General features: G+C 54.5%; 22 protein-coding genes. 8 read left to right on the top strand and 14 right to left on the bottom strand.

Going from position 1 to position 24516, the window contains the following annotated elements; translation table 11 throughout:
- Positions 1-58 precede the first annotated feature (58 nt).
- Complete coding sequence (locus ACL2XQ_RS08620; protein ID WP_413740269.1) at positions 59-1153, bottom strand: hypothetical protein; 1095 nt, start codon at positions 1151-1153, stop codon at positions 59-61.
- 325 nt (positions 1154-1478) lie between these two features.
- Between ACL2XQ_RS08620 and fhuE the strand changes: the two genes are divergently transcribed.
- Positions 1479-3695: a ferric-rhodotorulic acid/ferric-coprogen receptor FhuE gene (gene fhuE, locus ACL2XQ_RS08615; protein ID WP_413740268.1), complete on the top strand. Its 2217-nt coding sequence runs from the start codon at positions 1479-1481 to the stop codon at positions 3693-3695.
- 56 nt (positions 3696-3751) lie between these two features.
- Here the strand turns inward: fhuE and ACL2XQ_RS08610 are convergent, their stop codons facing one another.
- The 3 genes from ACL2XQ_RS08610 to ACL2XQ_RS08600 are packed head-to-tail and all read right to left on the bottom strand — an operon-like array spanning position 3752 to position 6517.
- Complete coding sequence (locus ACL2XQ_RS08610; RefSeq protein ID WP_410015518.1) at positions 3752-4552, bottom strand: pyrroline-5-carboxylate reductase family protein; 801 nt, start codon at positions 4550-4552, stop codon at positions 3752-3754.
- 34 nt (positions 4553-4586) lie between these two features.
- Positions 4587-5744 (bottom strand): M20 aminoacylase family protein, encoded by a 1158-nt coding sequence (locus ACL2XQ_RS08605; protein WP_413740267.1) that lies wholly within the window; start codon positions 5742-5744, stop codon positions 4587-4589.
- Positions 5745-5803: 59 nt separating this feature from the next.
- A complete protein-coding gene (locus ACL2XQ_RS08600; protein ID WP_410015520.1) occupies positions 5804-6517 on the bottom strand; it encodes a GntR family transcriptional regulator in 714 nt (237 codons plus the stop codon).
- 517 nt (positions 6518-7034) lie between these two features.
- Here ACL2XQ_RS08600 and ACL2XQ_RS08595 point away from each other — a divergent pair.
- The 7 genes from ACL2XQ_RS08595 (at position 7035) to ACL2XQ_RS08565 (ending at position 14046) form a co-directional block, all read left to right on the top strand.
- Positions 7035-8153, top strand: coding sequence for an ABC transporter substrate-binding protein (locus ACL2XQ_RS08595; RefSeq protein WP_410015521.1), 1119 nt, complete (start codon positions 7035-7037; stop codon positions 8151-8153).
- 50 nt (positions 8154-8203) lie between these two features.
- The gene (locus ACL2XQ_RS08590; protein WP_410015522.1) at positions 8204-9097 is read left to right on the top strand and encodes a branched-chain amino acid ABC transporter permease; all 894 of its coding nucleotides are present in this window, start codon (positions 8204-8206) and stop codon (positions 9095-9097) included.
- Entirely contained in the window at positions 9090-9977 is an 888-nt protein-coding gene (locus ACL2XQ_RS08585; protein ID WP_413730593.1) for a branched-chain amino acid ABC transporter permease, read from the top strand. The genes ACL2XQ_RS08590 and ACL2XQ_RS08585 overlap by 8 nt, the downstream gene beginning before the upstream one ends.
- On the top strand, positions 9974-10753 hold the full coding sequence (locus ACL2XQ_RS08580; protein ID WP_413728571.1) for an ABC transporter ATP-binding protein: 780 nt from the start codon (positions 9974-9976) through the stop codon (positions 10751-10753). The genes ACL2XQ_RS08585 and ACL2XQ_RS08580 overlap by 4 nt, the downstream gene beginning before the upstream one ends.
- Positions 10750-11469: an ABC transporter ATP-binding protein gene (locus tag ACL2XQ_RS08575; protein ID WP_410015525.1), complete on the top strand. Its 720-nt coding sequence runs from the start codon at positions 10750-10752 to the stop codon at positions 11467-11469. Before ACL2XQ_RS08580 ends, ACL2XQ_RS08575 begins: the two co-directional genes overlap by 4 nt.
- Before the next feature lie 65 nt (positions 11470-11534).
- Positions 11535-12377 (top strand): VOC family protein, encoded by an 843-nt coding sequence (locus ACL2XQ_RS08570; protein ID WP_413740266.1) that lies wholly within the window; start codon positions 11535-11537, stop codon positions 12375-12377.
- A 148-nt stretch (positions 12378-12525) separates the two neighbouring features.
- Positions 12526-14046 carry a glycoside hydrolase 43 family protein gene (locus ACL2XQ_RS08565; protein WP_413722559.1) on the top strand — a complete coding sequence of 507 codons (1521 nt, stop codon included), beginning with the start codon at positions 12526-12528 and terminating at the stop codon, positions 14044-14046.
- Between the two features lie 31 nt (positions 14047-14077).
- On the opposite strand, the gene ACL2XQ_RS08560 is transcribed toward ACL2XQ_RS08565, so the two are convergent.
- From ACL2XQ_RS08560 to ACL2XQ_RS08515, 10 genes are all read right to left on the bottom strand, one after another.
- Entirely contained in the window at positions 14078-14653 is a 576-nt protein-coding gene (locus tag ACL2XQ_RS08560) for a DJ-1/PfpI family protein (protein WP_410015528.1), read from the bottom strand.
- A 34-nt stretch (positions 14654-14687) separates the two neighbouring features.
- Complete coding sequence (locus ACL2XQ_RS08555) at positions 14688-15386, bottom strand: oligogalacturonate-specific porin KdgM family protein (RefSeq protein WP_413722557.1); 699 nt, start codon at positions 15384-15386, stop codon at positions 14688-14690.
- 330 nt (positions 15387-15716) lie between these two features.
- Positions 15717-16583, bottom strand: a complete 867-nt coding sequence (locus ACL2XQ_RS08550) for a Cof-type HAD-IIB family hydrolase (RefSeq protein WP_413740265.1) — start codon at positions 16581-16583, stop codon at positions 15717-15719.
- Positions 16562-17521 carry a hydroxyacid dehydrogenase gene (locus tag ACL2XQ_RS08545; protein WP_413740264.1) on the bottom strand — a complete coding sequence of 320 codons (960 nt, stop codon included), beginning with the start codon at positions 17519-17521 and terminating at the stop codon, positions 16562-16564. Before ACL2XQ_RS08545 ends, ACL2XQ_RS08550 begins: the two co-directional genes overlap by 22 nt.
- Positions 17522-17570: 49 nt before the next feature.
- Complete coding sequence (locus tag ACL2XQ_RS08540) at positions 17571-18410, bottom strand: PTS system mannose/fructose/sorbose family transporter subunit IID (protein WP_410015532.1); 840 nt, start codon at positions 18408-18410, stop codon at positions 17571-17573.
- Positions 18403-19206, bottom strand: coding sequence for a PTS mannose/fructose/sorbose/N-acetylgalactosamine transporter subunit IIC (locus tag ACL2XQ_RS08535; protein ID WP_413728574.1), 804 nt, complete (start codon positions 19204-19206; stop codon positions 18403-18405). The genes ACL2XQ_RS08540 and ACL2XQ_RS08535 overlap by 8 nt, the downstream gene beginning before the upstream one ends.
- A 14-nt stretch (positions 19207-19220) precedes the next feature.
- Positions 19221-19712, bottom strand: a complete 492-nt coding sequence (locus ACL2XQ_RS08530; protein WP_413728575.1) for a PTS system mannose/fructose/N-acetylgalactosamine-transporter subunit IIB — start codon at positions 19710-19712, stop codon at positions 19221-19223.
- 24 nt (positions 19713-19736) lie between these two features.
- Positions 19737-20912: a glycoside hydrolase family 88 protein gene (locus ACL2XQ_RS08525; protein ID WP_413740263.1), complete on the bottom strand. Its 1176-nt coding sequence runs from the start codon at positions 20910-20912 to the stop codon at positions 19737-19739.
- Positions 20909-21388: a PTS sugar transporter subunit IIA gene (locus ACL2XQ_RS08520; RefSeq protein WP_410015536.1), complete on the bottom strand. Its 480-nt coding sequence runs from the start codon at positions 21386-21388 to the stop codon at positions 20909-20911. The genes ACL2XQ_RS08525 and ACL2XQ_RS08520 overlap by 4 nt, the downstream gene beginning before the upstream one ends.
- Before the next feature lie 191 nt (positions 21389-21579).
- Positions 21580-24186, bottom strand: coding sequence for a sigma 54-interacting transcriptional regulator (locus tag ACL2XQ_RS08515; protein WP_413740262.1), 2607 nt, complete (start codon positions 24184-24186; stop codon positions 21580-21582).
- Positions 24187-24516 lie beyond the last annotated feature (330 nt).

The following is a 24516-nucleotide window of genomic DNA, read 5'->3' as shown; positions in this document are numbered from 1 at the left end:
CGGAAAAACGCGCCGATAACGGCATGTTAAGGAGGCCCTCAGGCCTCCTCTGGCGGATTTAATTCAGCGCAATACGCGCGACACTATCCGGCCCTGGGGTAGAATTATCTTTGTTAAACGCCTGTTTTAAAGAAACATACAGCGTTTCACCGTCCGCTGATACCAACAGGCTGTTCGGATGGGTGTCGAACGACCAGCTCTTTTTCAGCGCATAACTGGTGGCATCCAGTTGCAACACTTTCTTCGACCCACGCTGACTGATGTAAATCTCATTGCGTTTGGCGTTGAATTTAATCCCCAACGCATCACCTTCAATACGTTTAATCACTTTGCCTGTGCGCTCATCAAGCACCAGCGTGGTTTTGGCTTTCGAGTCATCGGTGACGAACAGGCGACCGGTGGCCGGGTCTTCCGCCATATTGAGAAACAGATACTCTTGGCCATTATCCGGCCTCCAGCGCTGCTCAATTTTGTGGCTGCGCGGATTGATAACCACAATCTCACCCGCGCCATTGGCGGCATAAATGCGATCGGTCAGCGGCGAATAGATAATGCCGGTCACCCATTTCCCTGCGTTTTTGATGGTGGTTTTTACTTTGAAAGAGTGGGTGTCGATCACGGTAATGAAGCCCGGATCAGCCACACGACCGACATACAACTCGTTGCCGTGCAGGAATATCTCACGTGCGCCGACCGCATCGCCGTCTTTATCTTTACCGCCACCCAACATCAAGCGTTGCAGCACTTTGCCGCTCTGCGCATCCACTTTGGACAGGCTACCATCCAGTGAATTGGTGGTATAGAACAGGCTACCTTCGTCATCGATGGCCATGCCGAAGTTTTTCAGATCGGTATGGGTCTCGCCTTTGGTCGTTAGGGTAGTCGGGTCGAGGCGATACAGTATGCCGCCGTTCACGTCCTTAAAACTCTGCGCACTGGCAACATACAATGCGTTGGCGGCTGCGGAATACGCCAGTTCATACAGCCCATCGCCCAATACACGCTGTTTAACTGCCTGATCAACCGGTTTTGCCGCAGCAGCAGCCACCGGACTTTCCGCTTTTTTGGCCGGCATCTGGCAAGCAGTCAGACTTAAAGAGGCAACGACCGCAGCAGCAACCGCGGCTTTGCCCGGACTGAAAAACGATTTCATTCTGTACTCCATCAATGGATGAACGGTTTCCGGCGGGCTATCGCCGCGCGGACAGGTCAAAGAATGAATGAGAATAATACACATTCGCGAAAACTAAGCAAATCCAATCGATCGAGGGCGTGCAAAGCCGCGTCCATTTACATTTCGAAATGAAACTTTTTAATAATTATTAAGGCAAATGATTATCATTGGTATTCTCAACTAGTGTATGTTTTTACTGTCCGTGCTTCGCAATGGCAATCCTCTCCCGCTATTTCGGGGTCACCACCTATAACAACAAAAGCATTATGACAGCGGGTCACGCTTATTTCTGACGGGTAAGGTTATGTCTTTGAATCGCAAGGAAACTCGCGCTGAATCACGCGCGTCCGACATCCGTAAAACATTCACGATGTCGTTGCTGGCAATGGTGGCACATGCCCTCCTCAACCCAATGCCGGCGCAGGCAACCGAAACAGACAACACGACAGCCACCGGCGATGACCAGCAGAAGCTGGTGGTGTACGCAAGCCCCGACAACAAGATTGCAGAACAGAAACAGGACTACCAGGTACCGACCACGCGCGCTGGCACCAAACTGCTGCTGACGCCACGCGATGTGCCGCAGTCGGTCAGCGTGATAACTCAGCAGCGTATGCAGGATCAGCAGTTGCAAACCGTTACCGATGTGCTGAATAACACCACAGGTATCACCAGCAACCTGGTTGACAGCGAACGTTCCGAGTATTTTTCCCGCGGCTTCAAAATCACCAACTTCACCTTTGACGGCATTCCCACTTCGGTTGGCGATGCGTGGAACTACGGCGACGCCGCTTCAGATACGGCGATTTATGACCGTATTGAAGTGGTACGCGGCGCCACCGGCCTGATAACCGGCGCAGGCAGCCCATCGGCGTCCGTTAACATGGTACGTAAGCATGCGGACAGCAAAGAGCCCACCGGCACGGTAAGCGCCAGCTATGGCAGTTGGAACAAACAACGCTATGTTGCCGATGTCGCCGGCCCGCTGAATGATGATGGATCGGTGCGAGGTCGTGTGGTGACAGGCTACCAGGATCAGGACAGCTGGCTGGACCGATATCGGAAAAACAAAAAATTTCTCTATGGCGTGGTGGATGCGGATATCACTGATCACACCACCCTATCGCTTGGCTACGACTATGAGGACGCCGACACCGCAAACCCCACCTGGGGCGGCCTGCCGATGTTTTACAGCAATGGTTCACTGACGCACTACAACCGCAGCCTGAACTCCTCCGCCGACTGGACGTCTTATCACACCAACGCGCGCAAAGCGTATGCCGACCTGGTACATAGCTTTGATAACGGCTGGAACATCCACGTTAATGGTACCCACGCCCAGAACACCTTTAGCGATACTCTGCTCTATGTCATGGATTATCCGGACCAGAGCACCGGCGAAGGTGTGACCGGTTACGGCAGCATGGACCGAGGCAAGCGTGAACTGACCTCCGTGGATGGCTACGCCAGCGGTCCGTTCAAGGCGTTTGGTCGCCGGCATCAGTTGATGGCCGGAATCAGCTACAGCCGCCAGCATAACGCCACCTACAGCCAGGACGGCATTACCGATCCCGACAATTACAACATCGCCGCCAGCGATATGGGCGCGTTTAACAATGGCTGGAATGGCAATATCGCCGAGCCGGAATGGCAGGGCTGGTATCTGAACGCGGATGATGTGATCCGCCAGAAATCAGCGTATACCGCCGCGCGCTTCTCTCTGGCGGACCCGCTGGCGCTGATTGTGGGTGCGCGTTATACCCAATGGAGCACCAACGGCAGCAGCGGCGATATGGAAAAAAACAACATCACGCCGTACGCGGGCCTGGTGTATGACATTAACGATACCTGGTCGGCCTACGCCAGCTATACCTCGATCTTCCAGCCGCAGACCTATCGCGACAGCGCCGGCCGCTATCTGTCGCCGGTTACCGGTAAAAGCTATGAAACCGGCCTGAAATCCGCCTGGTTGGATGGGCGCCTGACCGCCTCGGTCGCGGTGTTCCGTATCGAGCAGAACAGCGTCGGTACTGAACAGAATGGTGTTTATGTCAATAACAGCAGTGAGCAGGCCTACAAGGCAACCAAGGGAGCACGGAGCAAAGGGGCGGAATTTGAGCTGAACGGCGCGCTCACCGATAATCTGCAGTTGACGTTTGGCGCGACGCGTTATGTCGCGCGCGATAAAGAGGGCCGTTATAATCCGGACCAGCCGCAAACCGATTTCAAATTGTTTACGCGTTATCAAATGCCCATGTTGCCGGACCTGGCCATTGGCGGCGGCATCAACTGGCAGAACCGCGTGTTTGAAGATGTGACCGGGCCGGATGGCAGCACCCGGCGCGTTTATCAGAGCAGCTACCCGTTGGCGAACCTGTTTGCACGCTACCAGGTCACCAAACAGGTAGCTATACAGGCAAACGTTAATAATCTGTTTGACCGTACCTACTACACCTATATGAACAACTACGTTTACGGCGAGCCGCGTAATTTCTCGGTCAGCGCGTCTTATCAATTCTGATGCAGAACCACCGGGCCCTGGCTTAACAGGGCCCGGTGGCTTTATTTATAGTCGGTCTAACCTTTAGAAAGCTCCGTCGTTCTTCTGACTGCGGTCATCACGCTGCGCTGCAACCCCGCGGCAAAATCGCTGTTGTTGAGTTCGTACAATCCGTTGATTCCCACACCGGCAGGCGAATTGTTGATGTCCATCAGTTGACGCGGATGCCTCCCGCTGGCTTTCAGCATTTCCACGCCGCCGATCAGATTCTCCCAAACCACTTTACTGGCCTGCGGCCGCGACAATCCGCTCAACACGCCGGCATCCGTCAGCGATTCAATAAAGTAATACACATAATTCACCCCGGCGACGGCAAAACCGGTAAAGGCGTCAATGAGCCGTTCCTCGAGCAGCATCACTTTGCCGAAACTTTCCAGAAACGGCATCAGCGGCTCGGGTTGCACGTGCGGGTTGAACACCACGCCACTGTAGCCAAAACCCGTGTCAGTCAGGGTGTTGGGAATGGTGCGCACAATCGGGCGGGTAGCCCCGAACAATGTGCCCAGGCGTTCAAGGGTAACGCCCGCAATGATCGAAATGATGGTCGCCTGCGGCGAGGCGAGCTGGCAGATATGCTTCGCCACGCCGGCAATATCGTCCTGCGGACGGACGCCAAGCACGATGTATTCCGCCGCCGCCAGCGCTTCGCCGTCATTCAGCGGCGAAGCAAGCTGATAACGCTCGCGCAGCGCGGCAATGCGCCCGGCATCAATATCCATAAGCGTAATCTGGCTGGCCGAAACGGCCTGGCGGCTCAGGGCTGCGCGAATAATAGCTTCCGCCATCTGACCGGCGCCGACAAAATGAATCTGACTCATAATTGACTCCGTAAAAATGAAAACAGTGTGAGAATTAGTCTTTCAGCAATCTGTTCACCAGCGTTGCCCATATACCGATGCCCAGCGGGATAAGATCGTCGTTAAAGTCATAACGCGCGTTATGCAGGGAAGCAGAAGGGGTTGCGCCATCGGCGCCCAGCCAGAAATACGCGCCGGGACATCGCTCAAGCAGATAGCCGAAATCCTCTGCCGCCATCGACGGCGCATTATTGAAATGCACCCGCGTCACGCCGGGGGAATGCAGCGCCGCCGCGCGCACCGCTTCCGCCTGCTCCGGATGATTTTTTGTCACCGGATAACCCCATTCCCAGCGGACCTCGCCTCGCACGCCATAGGGCAACGGCACGGCGTTGACGTACTCTTCAATCAGCCGCCAGCAGGTGACGCGCGTTTCGTTGCTCAGGCAGCGCAATGTACCGGACATATACAGCGTTTCGGGAATCACGTTGATAGCCTCCCCCGCCTGAAGCTGCGTCAGGCTGATCACCGTTTGTTCCAGCGGCGATAAGCGGCGTGAAATCAGGCTTTGCAGCGACAAAATAAGTTGCGCGCCGGCAACCACCGGATCGGCGCCTAGCTCCGGCATGGCGGCATGGCAGCCTTTTCCGGTCAGCGTGATATAGAAATTATCCTGGGAGGCCATCATCGGCCCCTGGCTAACGGCGACGTCGCCGACCGGCAAACCCGGCCAGTTGTGCAGCGCGTAAACACTGCTCATCGGAAAGCGTTCAAACAGCCCTTCATCCACCATCATCTTCCCGCCACCGGCATTTTCTTCAGCAGGCTGGAAAATGAAATGCACCGTGCCGCGGAAATGACGGTTTTCACTCAGATGACGCGCCGCGCCAAGCAAAATGGCGGTATGTCCGTCGTGACCGCAGGCGTGCATCAGGGCAGGGTTTTGCGAGATATGAGCAAAATCATTCAGTTCCTGAATCGGCAGCGCATCGATATCCGCGCGTAAGCCAATCGATGGCCCTGCGCCGTTGCGCAGCGTCGCCACAATACCGGTTTCGGCAATGCCGCTGTGTACTTCCAGGCCGAAGGACAACAGACGTTCGCTGATTTTCCTGGCGGTACCGTGTTCTTTCAGACCCAGCTCAGGCCGGGCGTGGAATTCACGGCGCAACTGTTTTGCCTGGTCGATAATGTGTTGGGAAATGACGACCATAGATCCTCTGTGGTGATCTGCATTGATATATCGGTTTTTTCACAAATCCGGCGACAACGTCACAGCGTCTGTTTTTTACCGAAGTAAATACGTGCCAGCCCTTCTTTCGTCACTTCAACCGCATGTTCCGCGCTGAGCGAGACGTGCCGTTCAATTAACTGCGCGCCTTTGACAGCATCGCGGTGACGCAGCGCGGAGATAATGTCGACATGTTCATCGTAGGCGTTAATCCGGCGACTTGGCGTTTCCAGATCGATACGGCGGAAGAAACGGATGAGTGAGTTGAGGCTGTCGAGCATCTCGTACAGACGCGAGTTATGCGAGATGCGGGCAATTTCCATATGGAACTTCTCATCGGCTTTGGCTATTTCCGTCCAGTCAGTGATCTCACCGGCGTCCGGCTGTTTGTCGCTGATCGCTTCCCAGATAGCGGCGGTCACGGCGATTTCTTCATCCGTCGCGCGCTGGCAGGCAAAGCGGAATGTCGCCTGCTCAATCACCATGCGTACTTCATATAATTCGCGCACGCCTTCCGGCGTAATGTCACGGGCATAAAATCCGCGATTGGGGACAAAACGCATAAAACCCTCTTTCGACAGGCGGTTCAGCGCTTCCCGTACGGGTGTTCTTGACACACCGAGCTGGCCGGACAGCTCGACCTCATTAACACGTTCGCCCGGTCGGAAGTGGTAGTCGATAGCCAGTAGTTTGACCTTCTCGTAAACCTTCTCAACGCTGTCGGCACTGCGGGGCTTTTTCTTTGGAACAATCACTGAGTCTCCTGTTGCGCTTAATTTTTTTGCTGACACCGTGCTAATACTCAATATTTAACATTGCAGCAGATATTCAATAATAGGTAATGTTTAAAGTGATATCACAGGAATAAATTCCACTCAACACATGTTTGCATACACTTTTGCGTTCACTTTAATTAATACTTATATATCAGGTAATTAATAATAATATGTTATTTAAGCCTATTATTTATCCATTAATTATCAAGTTGCACTATTGCAGTGCGACTGTTGCTCTAAAAAAGTGAAAAAATAGTCCTGTCGCGGAAAGAGATATTTTAAATCTGGATAAATGAATCATAGCGCCCTGCCCGGTTTAACCTTTTTCATTACACCTTTTTCCTTTGTTTTCCTTCATTATTTGATCTTTTTGCCCCCCCCTTCACGCGTTGTTTTTTTAATAAGTGTACACATGGCATAAAACTTGCCTTTGAACATAAGTGTATTCACTTGTTTATTCACTTTATCGTAGTACTAAAAGCTCCGGAGAACACTAATGAAAACCCGCTTTCGCCGTATCGTTATTCTGTCTGCGTTGACCAGCCTGCCGTTGCTGAGCGCCGTTCCTCCCGCTTTAGCCGATATCAAACTGGGCGCCATCCTGCCCTTAACCGGTACCAGCGCCAGCATTGGTGAAGATCAGCGTCGTGGTATTGAACTGGCCGTTGAGAAGCTCAATGCCAAAGGCGGCGTCGCGGGACAAAAGCTGGATGTGGTGGTGGAAGACTCGGCGGGAAGCCCGGTAACAGGGCTGAATGCGGTCAGGAAACTCACCCAGGTGGATAAAGTGCCCTTGGTCGTGGGCGATTTTTCCTCAAGCGTCACCATTCCCATCGGCCAGTATCTGGTGAAGAACAATCTGGTCCACATCAACATTTCCGGCACCAGCGCGGATGTACGAAAAATTGGCCAATCCTCTTACAGCGTGATCGGCCTGGATGATCTTTCCGCCCGTTTTTCCGCCGATGACGTGTGGAAACAGGGTTATCACAATGTCGCTTTTATCGCGCCGGATGGCGCTTACGGCCAGGGCATGGCGCAGCAGTTCAGGCAGGCGTTTGAAAAGCTGGGCGGTAAAGTGACGGCGAAAGTGCTGTACGCCAGCGGCCAGCCTTCCTACCGCCGCGAACTGGAGCAACTATCCCGCGCCAAACCTGACGCCTATGTCTACACCAGCTACGGCCAGGACGCCATCGTCCTGAACCGTGAAGCCTGGGAACTGGGCATGGGCAAAACGCCGTGGTATGGCATGTATCTGACCATGGCGATTGCCGATTCACCGGCGCAATACACCAACGGGCAGATCGGCATGGAAGTGTCCGGCATGGCGCAAAAAACCGACGGCCAGAGTTACGGCGACAACTATCAGCAGCGTTTCCACGAAAAACCCCGTTCCGTCTACGGCAGCTACGCCTATGACAGCATCATGCTGGCTGCGGCGGCCATCGATAAAGCCCACGACGCCAGCCCGGCGGCGCTGATCGCCGCCATGAAAACGGTCGCGCCGACATTTACCGGCATAACCGGCACGCTGAATCTGGACGCTGATAATCAGCGCCAGACCCAACCTTACCTGAAGGTGAAAGCCTTTAACGGCGAACCCGTAGCGCGCTAAGGTCACCGGCCGCGATCGTTTCCTTGTGTCATTTTGTTCAGGAAAGCATCATGTTGCAGTTTATTGTTGATACGCTAATCCGCACCGCCGATTTGTCCCTGGTCGCGCTCGGGCTGAGCCTGGTCTACGGTTTGGTACGGTTTGCCAATATCGCCCATGTACAGTACGCCATGGTCGGGGCCTTCCTGACCGCCGGCGGCATGAAAATGGGCATGCCTTTTTCGCTGGCGGTGTTGTTTTCAGCGCTGTCGTGCGGCATTTTAGCCGTGCTGCTGCATCACTGGGTGTTTCAGCGCCTGCTTAACGCCGGGGCGGCGAATGCCATGATAGGCTCCCTCGCCGTCTCGATGGTCATGATTGCACTGATATTAGGCGTCGAGGGATCGGCGCCCGTCAGCTATCACCTGCCGATCGGCAATACCTGGCAGTGGGGCGAAATCCGCATTTCCGCTGACGAATGCTGGAGCCTCGTCGCCACGGTCGCCATCATTCTTATCTTCAACTTTTTACTGTTTTTCACCCCGCAGGGGCGTTCCATTCGCGCGCTGGCCAGTAACCGCGAGCTGGCGGCGGCATCCGGTCTGAATGCCAAAGCCATCATCCACACCGTCAATATGATCGCCGGCATGATCGCCGCCGTCGGCGGCGCGTTGATCGCCATGAACGGCAGCGCGTATATCAACCAGGGAAATGACCTGATGCTACCGGTACTGGCAGCCGCCATTCTCGGCGGGCTGGGCAACCCGATGGGCGCCATTTTCGGCGCGCTGCTGATTGCCGTGACGGAAACACTGGTCACCAACATTAACTGGGGATGGCTGTATGGCGAGGAAATGGTGTTTATGCCAACTACCTGGATTAACGCGGCGTCGTTCGTGATGCTGCTGCTGGCCCTGCTGCTACGCCCTTATGGCTTATTCAACCGGGAGGTGCGCCGTGTCTGAATTTCTGTTGCATATTTTCTGCATCGCCGGCATTTACGCGATGATTGCGCTGGCGCTTAACCTGCAGGCCGGTTATGCCGGTTTGCTCAACTTCGGTCATATCGCGTTTGTCGGTATCGGGGCTTACGCCATCGGGATCGGCAGCCAGTTTTCCTTGCCTTTATGGCTGGTGATCCCGGCCGGGATCGTGCTGGCCATGATGGTCTCCGCCGCCATGGCGCTGCTCGGGCGTCAGCTTTCCGCCGATTACTGGGGGATCGCCACGCTGGCGCTGGCGGAAATCATCCGTATTGCGGTGATCAACGAAGAAGGACTGACCGGCGGCGGCCAGGGGATCGGCAACATTTCTGCGCCGTGGTCTACGGGTCTGCAACAACAGGATGTACTGATCTTCACCGTGCTGGTCCTGCTGTGTATCGCGCTTTGTACTGTTATCTCTGTACGCGTGGGCAACAGCCGGTTCGGGCGTGCTTTACGGCTGATGCGCGAACAGCCGCAACTGGCGATGTGCCTGGGATATTCACTGCTGTGGCTCAAATGCCGGGCACTGATGTGCAGCGCGGTAATGTGCGCTATCGCAGGGATGTTGCTTGCCTGGTACACCAACTACGTCAGCCCGGATTACCTGCTTTCTTCCGAAACCTTCCTTATCTGGAGCATGGTGATGATCGGCGGCATCGGCAATGTGCGCGGGGTGTTGGCTGGGGTGGTGGTGGTCGAAGGGTTATACAACTTTATTCCCTTCGCCAAAGACTGGCTGCATATGAGTTCTGATCTGACCGGCGCGCTGCGCCTCGGGCTGGTGGGGCTGGTGATGCTGATCGGATTGTTACTGCGTCCGGGCGGTATTCTGCCGGAAAAGCTGAGGATCATGCCATGACGATATCTCTGTTCGTGGACAACATCAGCAAAGCCTTCGGGGGCAATCAGGTGCTGAAATCGGTCACGTTTAGCCTGCAAAAAGGCGAGATCCTGGGGCTGCTGGGGCCGAACGGTTCCGGAAAAAGCACCCTGCTCAACGCGATCTCCGGGTTTACCGCCATCGACAGCGGCACGATTACCGCCGGCGCAGAGCGCATCGACAAAATGCCCCCACACCGCATCATCAGGGCAGGCATTGCGCGCACCTTCCAGCTCCCGGCCATGCCGGCGAAAATGACGGTCATGGAGGTGGTGATGGCCGCCGGCACCCGTCATCACGGTATCTGGAACGGGCTGTTTTCACTGCCTTCCGGGCGGCGGGCTGAGAGGAAAGATCATATGAAAGCCACCGGATTGCTCGACACACTGCTATTGACCAAAGTACGGGATCTGCCCGCTGCGGCGCTTTCCGGCGGCCAGAAAAAACTGCTGGGCATTGCCTGTGCGCTGATGGGCGATCCGGACATCCTGATGCTTGACGAACCGATGGCCGGCGTACACCCGACACTGCGTCAGGAGTTGGTGGCGACGCTGCAAACCCTTAGCGGCAACGGTATTTCACTGGTTATCATCGAGCATGATATGCACTTTATAACATCGCTTTGCGAGCGTTGCATTGTGCTGGATCGCGGGCATATCGTCGCCAGTTGCCATCCCGATGATTTATCTAAAAACCAGGAAGTGCTGGATGCCTATCTCGGCGGCGCAAGCCGAGCCCTGAAGGAGGCCGTATGATCAGAATTCATGATGTCGTCGCCGGTTACACCCCGGGCGTGGATATTCTGCAGGGCATTTCGCTGGACGTTTCCCAGGCGGAAATCGTCACCCTGCTCGGGCCGAACGGCTGTGGGAAATCCACCCTGCTCAAATGCATCGCCGGGTTTCTGACGCCGCGCCATGGCGAGGTTCGTCTTAACGGCGAGGAAACCGGCAGCATCCCGATCCACCGCAAAGTCCGCGAATGCTCGCTGGGTTTTGTTCCGCAGCTCGATAATGTGTTCAACAGCCTGAGCGTGGCGGAAAATCTGCAAACCGGCGGCCAGTTTTTGCCGCCGGCCAAACGTAAACGGCGCATGGAACAACTCTGCGAAATGTATCCTTTGTTGCGGAAAAAATGGCAGGCGCCGGCCTCGGCGCTGTCCGGCGGCGAACGGCAGATTCTGGCCCTCACCCGCGCGCTGATGCCCGAACCGGCCATTTTGCTGCTGGATGAGCCTTCAGCCGGGCTGTCACCGAAAATGCTCGACGAAGTATTCAGCGCGATTCAGGCCATCCGCCAGCTGGAAAAAGTCACTATTCTGATGGTCGAGCAAAATGCGATGGAAGCCCTGCATATCTCTGACCGCGCCTATATTCTTGCGCTCGGCAACGTCGCGCTGACCGGCAATGCCCGTGATTTACTTAGCGATGCGCGCATGAGCGAACTCTACTTTGGAGGGCGCACCGCGTAAACCATGCTTTTATCCTCCACCCCATGTTCAACGACGCCAATACAAACAGATTGGGAGAATAGGCTATGTCTCAGTTAACCCCGGTGATCGATCACGCGGTGATCAATGTTGACGATCATCTTGACGACGCGCGGGCGTTATTTCTCCGCCTGGGATTTCAGTTGACCGCACGCGGGCATCACTCGATGGGTTCGAGTAATCATCTGGCGATTTTTGGCGAAAACTACCTGGAACTGCTGGGCTATGAACAAGATAACACCGGCGCCGCTAAAGGTTTGTGGCAACCGCCGTTGGGCTTAGCCGGTCTGGTCTGGAAAACGGGCGATGCCGGTGCGGCCTTTCGGCAGTTACAAGCCTGCCGGCTGGCAGCCGAGCCGCCGACCGCTTTTTCCCGCCGGGTTACCCTGCCCGATAGCCGCATTGTTGAAGCCCGGTTTTGCATCACCCGTATCGATGCCCGCCGGATCCCCAACGGTTTCAGTTTTTTCTGCCAGCATCTGACGCCCGATGCGGTATGGCAGCCAGCGTGGCAGCAACATCCGAATGGCGTGCAGGATCTCTGCGGGTTTGTGATGGTGGCGGACGATACGGAAAACGCCATGCAGATCTATGCGCAGATGTTCGGGCCGCAACATGAGTTCAGCAAAATGGGCGGGGAATATTTCCTGCAGGCGGGGAAAACCCGGCTGCGGTTTATCACTCCCGAGCAAGCCAGACAGGCGTTTATCGCCCTGCCGGAGGATTACACCGGGGAAACGAGAATGAGCGCACTGGAGTTTCGGGTATCGTCCCTGGCACAGGTAAGAGCCGTCCTTGAGAAAGGAGATATCCGGTTCAGCGCAACCCATAACAGGGTTGTTGTTTCCCCGGCCGCGGCATTTAAGGTCACGCTGAGTTTTCGCGAGTAAGTTGTAAGGCGCAGGCATTCAACACAAGGCCGCCCAGGGCGATTACTGGTCACGATAAATCTCAATATATTGATATATATGAATTTTAATTCTTGGCGTAAAAATTGCTTCTCATCCTGTCAGGTTCTACACAACAGCGAACAGGCCAATGTCTTTATTTTATAAAAATCCCATTATCCACGCCGACTATGCCGACCCGGATATCATCAGGACCGGCGGCGATTTTTGGCTGGTGTCGTCCAGTTTTAATCACGTTCCCGGCCTGCCCCTGCTGCACTCGCGCGACTTGATCCACTGGACGCTGGTCAACCATGTGGTGCCGCGGCTGCCGTTTGCCAGCTATAACGCAGTGCAACCCGGCAAGGGCATCTGGGCTCCCAGTATTCGTTATCATGCCGGGCGCTATTGGGTTTTTTTCAGTACCCCGGACGAGGGTATTTTTGTCTGTCACAGCACCGATCCGCTGGGGGAATGGAGCGCGCCGCATTGCCTGCAAAAAGTGTCCGGCTGGATCGATCCCTGCCCGTTCTGGGATGACGACGGCCGCGCATGGCTGGTCCATGCCTTCGCCTATAGCCGCAGCGGCATCAAAAATAAGCTTCAGTTAATCGAGATGACGCCAGATGCCTCGCGTTTGCTGGATGACGGGCAGATTATTTTTGACGGCACGCCCTCCCATCCGACGCTTGAGGGGCCAAAGCTGTACAAACGCGCAGGCGAATACTGGATATTCGCTCCGGCCGGCGGAGTAAAACGCGGCTGGCAAACCGTGCTGCGCGCCGCCCGCCTTCAGGGGCCGTGGGAAAGTCGCGATGTACTGCACCAGGGCGACACCTCTGTTAACGGTCCACATCAGGGGGGCTGGGTGGCGCTGGAGAATGGCGAGGATTGGTTTCTCCATTTTCAGGATAAAGGCCTGTATGGCCGGATAGTTCATTTGCAGCCGCTGCGTTGGCTCGACGACGGCTGGCCGCTGATCGGCGAGACCAGCGACGAACCCGGCAAAGGGCAACCGGTGCTCATACATCCGATACCCGATTTGCCTTACTGCCCCGGCGAAATCCAGTCCAGCGATGATTTTGCCGACGGCCGCCCCGGTAAGCAGTGGCAATGGCAGGCCAATCCCGCTGACGACTGGATAAGCCCCGGCCGGCCGGGGCTACGGCTGCGCTGCGCGCCCTTAGCTGCCTGGAATGGCGTACCGGCGTTATATACGACGCCACAGCTCCTGCTGCAGAAATTTCCAGCCGTCCGTTTTTCCGTGTGCTGCGGCGTTACCCCGCACTTTCTGCAACCCGGGGATGAAGGCGGGCTGATGGTTTATGGAGAACGCTACGCCGCGCTGACGCTGTATCTAGAACAAAAGCGCCTATGGCTTGGCTTGCGCCATGGCTGGATAAGCGAGCGCGGTATCTTGACGGAGCACAGGGTGCCGGTCGCTGATGTCACCGATTATCGGCTTTTGGCGCTGGCCTGCGATGTCGGCGATGACGGGATTTGCCATTTCCGCTATCACGCCGCAGGGCAGGCCTGGGCAACGGTATCGCCACGGTTTTCCGCCGGCGCGGGAAAATGGGTCGGCGCTAAAATGGGTATCTATGCGGCTTCAACGAATCACCATTCCAACGGAAATATCCACTTTGACTATTTTACAGTTAAGAAAAAATAACGCCGGGGGCGGAAAATCCGCCCCACAGACGCTACAGCCCAAGGGATAAGCGATGGTAAATATGTTCGGCCTGCCGGCGTATCCGCGCCTCATCGCCGGTTAAACGCATTGCAATGGAAAAGGCAAAATCGAACGCCGTCCCCAGCCCCCGTCCACTTAATAAATTACCGTCTTCCACTACCGGGGCGTCGACATACACGCCGTCAGTAACGGTAGCCGACAAAGTGCCGGAACAGACATAACGGCGTCCTTTTAACAGCTTATGCGGGGCAAGGACGCGTGCGGCCGCTGAGCATAGCGGGCAAAGCCATTTTCCCGCATTATCATGGCGACGAATAAAATCGATCGCGGCCTGGTTCTCAGCGAGGTTTTGCGCCCCGAGGGGGCCGCCTGGGATCACGACCGCGTCGTACAGCGCCGTTGGACTTTCGCTGATTAACGCATCAGCCGTTACATGCAGGCCGTGGTAGCTGACCAGCGTGCGAGTGGCGCAGCAGGCCAGCATGGTTACCGCTATATCAAGCCGCTTTAGCACATCAAGGATAATAATCGCCTCGGCCTCTTCAAATCCCGGCGCCAATAATAGCGCCACCTGTTTTACTCTCATAGCGTTTGGGTGGGCCGCTCACCCACCCCCTTTATCAGAATAAATAATAGCGAATTCCTAAACGGAACCGCACCTGATTATCATTATTTTGATCCTGGTCCAGCCATGCCACTTCCGCATAGGGCATCCAATGCTGATTAACACGGTAACGGGCGACAATGCTCGGTTCCCAATGGGTTTTTTTACCATTGGAAGCATAATAATCGCCGGTATTAATGAAAAACTCAGGATTAAGCTGTAGCCATAATTTATCCGTGGCCTGATAGTTCAGGAACAGATCAATTTGATGACTATCATTATAATCCATTTCATTATTATAGTCCCTTTCCTGGTGGGTCATGTGATTATAACGATAACGCGTTGATACATTAAAAACTTTACTGAATTTATAATCCAGGCTGACATAGGGCGCCAGTTTGGTGCCGCCACTATCAATATCCGTTAAGCCGCCTGGGGTAATACTCCATTTATCGGCTAAAGGTACCGGATACCATCCCTCATATTCCTGAAAAGAACTTCTCAACTGACCGAAATCCTGGCCCAAATCATACATTGACGAGACCAGCACACCAGCCCCATTATCAAAAATATGACCGGCGCCAATTTTATACTGGTTTTTCTCTGATGCGGTGGTATGTGCATAACGGTTATCGATCCAGGTAGCGGATGCCATGGCGTTCAGGGTACAGCAGGCCACAGGCAGACCTATGGCCAGAAAAGTTATTTTTTTCATATTCTATCCTGCTCTTATTTTTGTTTGATCATTTGTGATAAACAGGGACCCACGGAAACAGCCATTCCGTGTATCAGCTTATTAAATGACAACGATATTGTTTATCTCATCAAAAAATTCATTACCTTATCCTTATCGGCTAAAAGAAATAAAGTTAAAACTTTTCGCCGACATGACAATAAAGCAATTGTTATGCCAGATTATTAATTGCTTTATTTACAATGGGTTATTTGCATATATCGTTATTTTTTCTACACTCCAAAAATAATACGTCCGCTATAACATTGTGTTTAAAAAAACTCAGGGCAATCATCAACACTAAATTTGAACCTAATCACACTCATATAATTTACTGTTAATAACAAAATGCTCAAGAACCTTTGCCGCCCCATCATGTTCGTTATTATCCGTCACCCAATCGGCCAGTGATTTTATTTCTGGCGCAGCATTGCCCATTGCCACCCCTACGCCGGCAAAGAAAAGCATTTCTTTATCATTTTGTTCATCGCCCACTGCGATAATATGCCTCGCTGGAATATCCAGACGTGCGGCCAAAGTTCGGCAGGCGGAACCTTTATGTACGCCCTTTTTCATCACTTCATAATAGTTAGGCTCACTGCGAACAAAATGATAGCATCCGGCGATATCCGCAGGGATCAATATCGGTAACGCGTCGATTTTTTCCTTTTGCTCGATAAACATCATTTTTGGCGGGCGGCGCGGCGTATTCTGCCAACCGTCTGGCAATGTCATCACCGGCAGTTGACTAAACAGATGCCCGCCCGCGTCTGAGGTGAGCGGAAAATCAGTCAGTAGCTGATTATTTTCGAGCATATAGCAGGCATACCCCAACCGCCGGCCGAGCTGACTCAATATCAGGACATCGCGGTGCTCGAGACATTCCTCGGCAATACACTGTCTTTGTTGCTGGCTCCAGATAATAGCGCCGTTACAGGCGATGACGTAACCAGGCATATCGCCCAACGGTAATTGCCGCAGCACATTGCGCACGCTGTCCAATGAACGTCCCGAGGCCAGGGCGATCGTGACGCCAAGCTTGGCTGCGCGCTGTACCGCGTCTTTGAACCGCGGGGTGAGTTTTTTTTGCGGGGTCAACGCCGTACCATCCAGATCAAAAACGACCAGGCGATAGCAGCTACCTCTCGCAGCAGCGGTTATGTCATTATCTGATGGCAAAGGGCTTCTCCTTGTAGCCAACGACTGAATTCCGCCAGTACACAGTCAGCCAGGCGCTGGGTTTCATGATTCAACGCGCCGGCGATGTGGCTGCTTAATTGGATATTCGGCAGTTGGTAGAGTGGCGAATCGGCCGCGGGTGGTTCCGGTTTGGTGACATCCAGCAACGCGGTAAGGTCCGGGCGCCGGCTGAATACCTCAATCAGCTCCGGCTCATTCACCTGTAAGCCGCGCCCGGTATTGATAAACACCGCCCCAGGGCGCATGCGGCGAAACAAACTCCCATTCAGCACGCCGACATTATCGGGACGATTCGGCAGATGGTTGCTGATAACGAACGCCGTTTCAAACACCTGCTCCAGCGATACCGTCCGGCGCGCAGCGCGCGACGGCACGCTGACGACGTCAAGCTCGAATGGCGCCAGCAAGCCGGTTAACGTTTGTGCTATCGCTCCGGCGCCGAGCAATGCCACCTGTTCCCCATAAGCGCCGGGCGCAGGATGCCGGTTACTCAGGTCATCAAATACCGCGGGAGCGCCATAGTCGCGATGATTACGGAAATAGCCTTTGCAAGCCAGCAGGATCTGCGCCAGACAAAATTCCGCCACCGACACGGCGTTGGCCCGCCAGGCGCTGACCACGGTTATCCCCCGCGACAGCAATGGCGCTGAGAACGTTTGCGTCGTCCCGGCGGCGTAAAACACCGCTTTCAGTTTTGGTAATTGATCGAGCTGCCGTTCGCTCAGTGGAAACATTCCCCAACTTGAGAAGATCACCTCAACCTGCGCCAGCTTTGGTAATTCCTGCGCCAGCATATCCTGCGTCACGATACGCGGGTAAAGCCGGCATAGCGCGGAAAGCCGTTGCCAACGGCCACGGGAGAAAACGTGCAAAAATTTTTCAGGCTGGTTGGAAAAGCAGGCGGCGTGACAAAGCATATCCTGAGTCCATAAGTCATCCCCTCTTCGCATGAAAAGGGGATGGGGGTTAGACAATGCCGATGCCGGCGGCGGCGAAGCCAAGCACAATCAGGACAATAAGCACTTTGTTCGGGCTGACCTTTTTATTCAGCAGACGCAGGCAAACCAGCACCAGCAGGAGCGGAATCAACCCAACGCAAATTTTATCGAGGATCTCCTGCAACACGAACGGCTGCCCGGCAATGGTGGTTTTATACGTGGTGGTGAACTTTACCATCGAGGCGCTCATCGCCCCTACCATCATCAACCCCATGATGGAGGACGCCTTAGTGATACACCCCAGCAGCCCAGATTGGGTGGCCTCGGCGATATATTTCGACCCGAGCCGGTAGCCCATGACCCCGCCGTAATATCGAATCAAATAGCTGGGAATGTTGTATATCAGCAGGAACAACAGCGGCCCGAGAGGGTTACCCTGCGAAGACAAGCCAATGGCTATGCCGGTGGCGATAATACGCAGCACGCCGTAAAAAAATGAGTCGCCTACACCGGCAAATGGACCCATCAGCGCCACTTTAATGCCGTTAATACTCGAGGTATCAAATACCGGATTACCGGCATTCTCCTTTTCCATCGATAACGTCAAACCCATAATAAACGGCGCCAGATGCTGGTTAGTATTGAAAAATTGGCTATTGCGCTTAAGCGCATCCAGATAGCGATGAGGCTCTGGATAGATTTTGCGCAGCATCGGCGCCAGCGCCCAGCCATAGTTCAAGCCCTCCATGCGGGTAAAATTCATCGCCCCCAGCAATTGGAATTGGCGGATAAATAACTGGCGGAACATTTTCTTTTCGTCTTTATCGCTGCTATAGGCGACAGTGTCTCTTATCTGGATATCAGTCATTAAAGAACCCATCCTTATCGTCGACGGAAACCGCATGCGCATTGCCGGCGTTTTGTTTGTTTAATTTGAGTTGATTGAATTCGTTAAAGCACAGGTAAACCGCTATGGAGGCGGCGATAATGGCGATACCCATGATCGGCAGTTTCAAATACGCCGCCAGCGCAAAACCAATAAAAAAGAAGGCGGCGATATTGCGATGCCAAAGCGCTCTAAGCAGGATGGCGAACCCCAGCGCCGGCAGGATGCCGCCCACCGCGGTCATGCCGCGCATCACGGTACCGGGGATGTTCTCCACCAGGCTGCGGATAACGTCGGTGCCGAACAGCACGCCGAAAAAGGCGATGATCGCAAACGGCACGCCATAAAACATCGTCATGCCGAAGGTCAGGCCAAGCGCCGCGCGATCATGGCCCTGTTCAAGCAGGGCGTCATATTTTTCCACCAGCGCGGTGTACACCAGCTTCAGCACCTGGTAGACAAACACCGCCAGCAGGCTTATCGGCAATGCCAGCGCCACGGCCACCGCCGGTTCGGCATGGGTCAGGATGGTAAAGGCGGTGGCCAGCACCGAACCCACCGCCAGATCGGCGGGCACCGAGCCGCCGATAGTGATGGTGCCGAGGAAAATCAGTTCCAGGCTGGCGCCGATAATGATGCCCTGCTGAAAATCGCCCAACACCAATCCCACCATGGCGCCGCAGACCAGCGGACGTTCAATTAACGGCTGGCCGAGGGTGTGGTCGAAGAATTTGGCGATATACATCACCAGAGCAACAAGTAATGCCGGAGTTAACATACTGTCCTCGCTTTTCAGGCGTTATTAAGCATCTCAATGAGATTTTTCACCGGGTGGGAAGGCAACACCTGGTAGTCCACTTTTACGCCGCACCCGGCAATGGCGAGGAAATCCGCCACGTCTTGCGGCGTCACATAAACGGTGTCGCTGATTTTGGTTTTAGCCGCCAGGTTATCGGTGATACGTCCGTAATTGGCGACGTTCAGGTGCTTGATGGCGGGTACTTGCTCAATCAGGCGGCGGGCATCGGCCACATTGTTGACGATCACCAGGATTTTCATGTCCGCGGAGCGCGGATCGTTAAGGGTATCCCCGGCGTCCTTAACCGCCATGATGGCGCATTTCGCCGTATCCGGCGCCGCCATGCGCAGCGACATTTTCTGCACGTCGTTGGCCACGATCTGGTCGTTCGCCACGAGAATGCGGTTCACGCCCAGGTGCTTAGTCCATACCACCGCCACCTGGCCGTGGATTAATCGATCGTCAATACGAACCAATGAAATCATGTTTTTTTCTCCTGTTATTCGTCTTTACCAGTAGGGTGTCCAGATACGGGATAGGCGCACCAGCGCTTCGAAATAGAAATAATCGCCCCAGAGATTAGGCACATTAATGCCCATATTGCGGCCATGGTTGTATACCCCCTCGCGCAGCAGGCCGTCTTCATGATGCGCGAAATAATGCTGGTGCAGATTGCGCATCAGCAGGCCGATAGCGTTGATATAAGCGGGGCGCAGCGGATCGCTGAGCGGCAGTTGTTTCAGTAATTCGGCCAGCCCGCACACCGCGATCGCGGCGGCGGAGGTATCACGGAATGCGTGGTCCTGCGGCTTGAATATCAAATCCCAATAACAGACATAGTCATCAGGCAAGCGGTTAAGAAAGTAGTGGCTCAGCTTGCGCGACAGCTCGGTATAGGCGGCATCGCCGGTGTGATTAAAGCCGAGCGCAAAGCCGTACATCCCCCAAGCCTGCCCGCGCGACCAGCAGGAATCATTGCTGACCCCCTGATGGGTATCGCCGCGCAACGGTTGCCCGTTGTGGATATCCAGGTAGAAGGTATGAAAGGTGGAGGCGTCGTCGCGCACCAGATAACGTGAAGCCTGCGCCAAATGGCATCGGGCCGCCTCCCGCCACTGCCGGTTGCCGGTTTCGTTCGCCGCCCAGAACAGCAACGGCACATTCAGATTACAGTCGATAATCATGCGCCCCTGGCGCGTCGGATCGCTTAAATCCCCCCACGCCTGGATAACGCCTGCGGTGGGGTTAAAGCGGCGGTACAGCAATTCCGCGGCGCGTAACGCCAGGTCGCGCGCACGTTCATTGCCGGTCAGCGTCCAGGCATTGACGCAGGAAAGCAGATACAGAAAACCCAGGTCGTGAGTATCCACTTTGATCAGCCGGTCGAGACGCTCCTCGAAGCTTACCAGCAGCCCTTGCGCGCAGCGGCGGTATTTGTCGTCACCGGTGACCTCCCACGCCAGCCATAGAAGGCCGGTCCAAAAGCCCTCGGTCCAGTCCACTTTCTCTACCGCCGGGTAACGCCCGTCCCGCGCGCTGGCCGCTGGGAACGTGGCGGTAAAACGCGGCAACATGGCATTGATGCTTTTCAGCACGTCGCCAATCGCGGCCTGCAGCCATGCCGGCGTCAAATAGGATTGCCCCGCAGCGTAACGCGGGTCCAGGGATTCAAGCACGACGCTCATTGCTTTTCCTCCGCGGCGAAGAAATCATCGTCATCGCGGTTAGCGCCGCCCAGATTCTGGCGCGCGCTGACAATTTCCGGCAGCGTATTCATATACTGCATGGCCTGGGTGGCCATATGGATAGCTTCCGCGATGCGCGCCGCCGTTTCCGCGAGTTCCGACATGCAGAACTCCATCAGCATGATCAGGTTAGCGCCGCTAATCACATGCATATGGGGAAAATTCATCATCACTTGAATCGCCGTATTATTAACGCTACCGCCTTTCATATCGGTAAACAGCACCAGCTCATTGCCGCGCCGCGCCGCTTCCAACGCGATAGCGTTGAAGCGCCGCGTCAAATCAGCCGTGGAGCCAATGTCGCCACAGTAAGCGCATATGGGAGTGACGCCATGATCGTTGCCGATAAGTAAATCAAGCCCGGAAATAATGCCTTTAGCATACTGGCCATGACTGGCGATAAAGACCTCTCGCATTCCGCTTTCCTTAAATGATTACTGATAACCCGCCCTGGCAATGCAAGAGCTATGCCATTAAATATATTTTCTTTAAAAACAAAGGATTAATTATAGTTTTCCACACTAATATTTCTGTTTAACGCACTGGAAAACCGAGTGTGGAAACATGTGCCCGACGATAAAGTATGCCGCAAGGCCAAAGGACAGGGTCACGCCGGCTGCGGGGCGATCCAGGGCTCCATGATTTCATAAATCATCAGAACCTCGGTGACGGGCAGCGCGATGTGATATTTGCGGTTCAGCGCCAGGAAAAAGGTGTCATGCCCTGCGACAAAGGCGTGTTGGTCAGCGGTTAGCTGCGCGTCATCACGGTTACGCATCCCGGCATTGACCATGACGCGTTCAATCATTAGGGCAAGATGCATAAATAAATTAATGCGCAGATAACTTTCGAAATGTATTTTATAAAAGGATTCGTACTGCTTAATGACCGCGTCCACCTCATCAATGATCACCACCGGATTGAGAAAGTTAAGCCTGCCGGCAACGCCTTCCACGGTAAATAATTTAACCACCTCGTCAATCATTGTTTCCAGTCCGTCCGAGGTCAGCAGATCGGTAAAATAGTCGCGGCGCAATACGGCGGTTTTCTCTTTAATCAGTTGTTCCACGCTTAACAGCGGAATATAGCCCGCATCCAGATCGGTGGTAGTGATAATAAGCCGCGTGCCGTTCAGCGCCGGGTCAGAGCGGGCGATTTTCCATTTCACATCGTCATATTCCATAGTGACGATATCAATCTGATCGCAGGCCAGATAACGCTGCACGATATCTTTGAGTTTGTGCGAGATGCCTTCGCCGGAAATACAGGTAATGATAATTTTATTTCCCGGCAGCACGCCGGCGTAGTAGCGGGTTTCCACTTCATAGGCGCCTTTGACGCTGTCGATAATGTCCTTCATCGCCAGGCGTGACTGGATCTTTGAGGCAATATCCAGCGCCATGGCGGTGCTGACGTTATTGATCACCAGCAGTTCGCCATGCAGATGGAGTTTTATTTCCTCATAAATCGCCTTCAGCGACCCCATATCCACCAGGATTATCAATCCGGCGCTCTGCTTGATGGCGTCCAGGTGCTTGATCAGCATATCAATGATCTCGCGTGTCGAGGTCGCGTTGGGCATATCGAAAGCTTTAAATATATAACCGCCGGTCAGCTGATTGGCGATACCCGCCAGACTGGACGCCGTGGAGCGTCCGTGGGAAACAATCACCCCCTGGATGAGGTCATCGTCACCGGCCAGGGTGTTAAATGCGCTGCCGAGCAGCGGCGGCAACAGTAAAAAAGCCTCGTTAACGACGTGCTGTCGCAACAGGTCTACGCACTCACCGGCCAGCAACCGCGCCTTGCTGGAAACATAATCGGTTATCGCCCGCAGTTCATCGGCCTGTGCTGCGCCGCCGGCATGATGTAACGCGTAATTCAGGCACAGCCAGACAGCTTTGCGGTGATCCTGACTGAACGTCAGGCCGGTTAAGTTCTCCAGCTCATTGATGGCATGCATGGTGTTTTGCCAGACATAACCGCTGTAAGGCGAGGCCGGATTCAGAACGCCGCCGATCGTCGTCAGCAATTGTTCCAGCTTGCGATTGAGCAACAGCGTATTGCCGCTGTGGCAGAACTCTTTGAAAATGACGTCATCGCGCATCGCTTTAGGCAGCAACATCGACACATCAACGTTACCGGCCCGGTCACGGTGGGAAATCAGCAGCATTTCACCGCCGCCGGAATGGAGGTGCGGCGAACTCAGGGTGATAAATTTCGCGTTATCCCCGTCGCTCCATGCGCTGGCGCACATCACCTTAATTTGGTTTTTCAATTCGCCGATATTGCCCCTGATCGGCGACATGACCAGTTGATGCATAAGGGCGGCATCCAGATGAATATCCCTTGCCAGGCTGCGTGCCTCGCAATGCAGAAAATACTCGACCTGCGCCACCCGTTCAGTGAGCGGACGTGAGATGAAATTCGGCAGCGTGACGCGCACCGGGATGCGGCGGCGGAAAGTATTGAGCAACACGGTATCAATATTTTCTGTGGTAGCGAAAATAAACCGAATGCTGGCCGGACGACGGGTACGATTATCACCGAGGCGGTAGAAATAGCCTTTATCCATAAACAGGAACAGCTTTTCCTGGTTTTCGGCGGAGAGCCGGTGGACTTCATCAAGAAATAAAAAACCGCCGTCCGCCTCATCGAAGGCGCCGCGCTTCTCCCGGTCGGCGCCGGTGAACGCCCCCTTGATATAACCAAATAATGTGCCGGACAATAGCTCAGGATTATTGGCATAATCGGCGCAATTCAGCTCGATAAGCGGTTTATCAGCCGCGATAACGCCCCGTTCCAGCGCGTAGTCATATATCACGCTGGCGAGATGGCTTTTACCCACCCCGCTTTCACCGGCCAGCAGCACCGGCAGGCCGCCGGTGGGATAATCTACCGCCGAGCGGCACATTAATACCGCTTGCGCCAGACTTCCCTCAACGCCAATCAGACGGCTGAAGGCATCCAGTGCTTTTTTTTCCACCCGCGCCAGCACGGATCGCGTTTGTGCCGTATTGACAAAAAAACGTACGGGCCGGGTGTTTTCTTTGATTAATTTCCCATCATCGCATAACCGATTGAGATAATGACTGATTACACTGCGGCCGATCGGCACTAAATTCGCGCAATCCAGCGCGGTAAAACCGCTGTGATTGCCCGAATAATGGGTCAATATGGACTGGTACAGTTTATCTTTTGCTGACATGGTCATGGTGACAATCCGTAAGAGAAACGATGCCCGGAAGGAATAGTTAGACACTAGACACTACTTTTCCCGTTAAACACTGAGCACTCTCCACCGAACTATAAAAAAATGAAACCGTGTTTTAACTATTATTTGATCTCCTTCACAATACCATTGCCCTCCTGCGGCGGCCCGGCCTATGCCCGCCGGCCGTCTCTGTGCCGTCATAACCGGCTATACCGTCAGGCATCTGCACGTCCTTAAACGGCGTCAGCAGTGCCCCGCCGCCCGCTGGGGGATAACGTCAGACGCTGACGCGGGAGAGTGAATTCGGTTATCCTTGGAGAGGTGATATCA

The sequence above is a fragment of the Sodalis sp. RH14 genome (assembly GCF_047324285.1).
Classification (GTDB): domain Bacteria; phylum Pseudomonadota; class Gammaproteobacteria; order Enterobacterales; family Enterobacteriaceae; genus Acerihabitans.
The sequence above is the reverse complement of the archived record's forward strand: the minus strand, read 5'-3'. Positions and strand labels throughout refer to the sequence as shown.

Bases quoted from the DNA above. Each gene is read 5' to 3' on its own strand.
- ACL2XQ_RS08575 (WP_410015525.1), top strand. From the start codon at position 10,750: ATGATCAGAATTCATGATGTCGTCGCCGGTTACACCCCGGGCGTGGAT.
- ACL2XQ_RS08595 (WP_410015521.1), top strand. From the start codon at position 7,035: ATGAAAACCCGCTTTCGCCGTATCGTTATTCTGTCTGCGTTGACCAGC.
- ACL2XQ_RS08530 (WP_413728575.1), bottom strand. From the start codon at position 19,712: ATGATTTCATTGGTTCGTATTGACGATCGATTAATCCACGGCCAGGTG.
- ACL2XQ_RS08580 (WP_413728571.1), top strand. From the start codon at position 9,974: ATGACGATATCTCTGTTCGTGGACAACATCAGCAAAGCCTTCGGGGGC.
- ACL2XQ_RS08590 (WP_410015522.1), top strand. From the start codon at position 8,204: ATGTTGCAGTTTATTGTTGATACGCTAATCCGCACCGCCGATTTGTCC.
- ACL2XQ_RS08605 (WP_413740267.1), bottom strand. From the start codon at position 5,744: ATGGTCGTCATTTCCCAACACATTATCGACCAGGCAAAACAGTTGCGC.
- ACL2XQ_RS08560 (WP_410015528.1), bottom strand. From the start codon at position 14,653: ATGAGAGTAAAACAGGTGGCGCTATTATTGGCGCCGGGATTTGAAGAG.
- ACL2XQ_RS08565 (WP_413722559.1), top strand. From the start codon at position 12,526: ATGTCTTTATTTTATAAAAATCCCATTATCCACGCCGACTATGCCGAC.
- fhuE (WP_413740268.1), top strand. From the start codon at position 1,479: ATGTCTTTGAATCGCAAGGAAACTCGCGCTGAATCACGCGCGTCCGAC.
- ACL2XQ_RS08620 (WP_413740269.1), bottom strand. From the start codon at position 1,153: ATGAAATCGTTTTTCAGTCCGGGCAAAGCCGCGGTTGCTGCTGCGGTC.
- ACL2XQ_RS08610 (WP_410015518.1), bottom strand. From the start codon at position 4,552: ATGAGTCAGATTCATTTTGTCGGCGCCGGTCAGATGGCGGAAGCTATT.
- ACL2XQ_RS08520 (WP_410015536.1), bottom strand. From the start codon at position 21,388: ATGCGAGAGGTCTTTATCGCCAGTCATGGCCAGTATGCTAAAGGCATT.
- ACL2XQ_RS08555 (WP_413722557.1), bottom strand. From the start codon at position 15,386: ATGAAAAAAATAACTTTTCTGGCCATAGGTCTGCCTGTGGCCTGCTGT.
- ACL2XQ_RS08545 (WP_413740264.1), bottom strand. From the start codon at position 17,521: ATGCTTTGTCACGCCGCCTGCTTTTCCAACCAGCCTGAAAAATTTTTG.
- ACL2XQ_RS08570 (WP_413740266.1), top strand. From the start codon at position 11,535: ATGTCTCAGTTAACCCCGGTGATCGATCACGCGGTGATCAATGTTGAC.
- ACL2XQ_RS08540 (WP_410015532.1), bottom strand. From the start codon at position 18,410: ATGACTGATATCCAGATAAGAGACACTGTCGCCTATAGCAGCGATAAA.
- ACL2XQ_RS08525 (WP_413740263.1), bottom strand. From the start codon at position 20,912: ATGAGCGTCGTGCTTGAATCCCTGGACCCGCGTTACGCTGCGGGGCAA.
- ACL2XQ_RS08515 (WP_413740262.1), bottom strand. From the start codon at position 24,186: ATGACCATGTCAGCAAAAGATAAACTGTACCAGTCCATATTGACCCAT.
- ACL2XQ_RS08535 (WP_413728574.1), bottom strand. From the start codon at position 19,206: ATGTTAACTCCGGCATTACTTGTTGCTCTGGTGATGTATATCGCCAAA.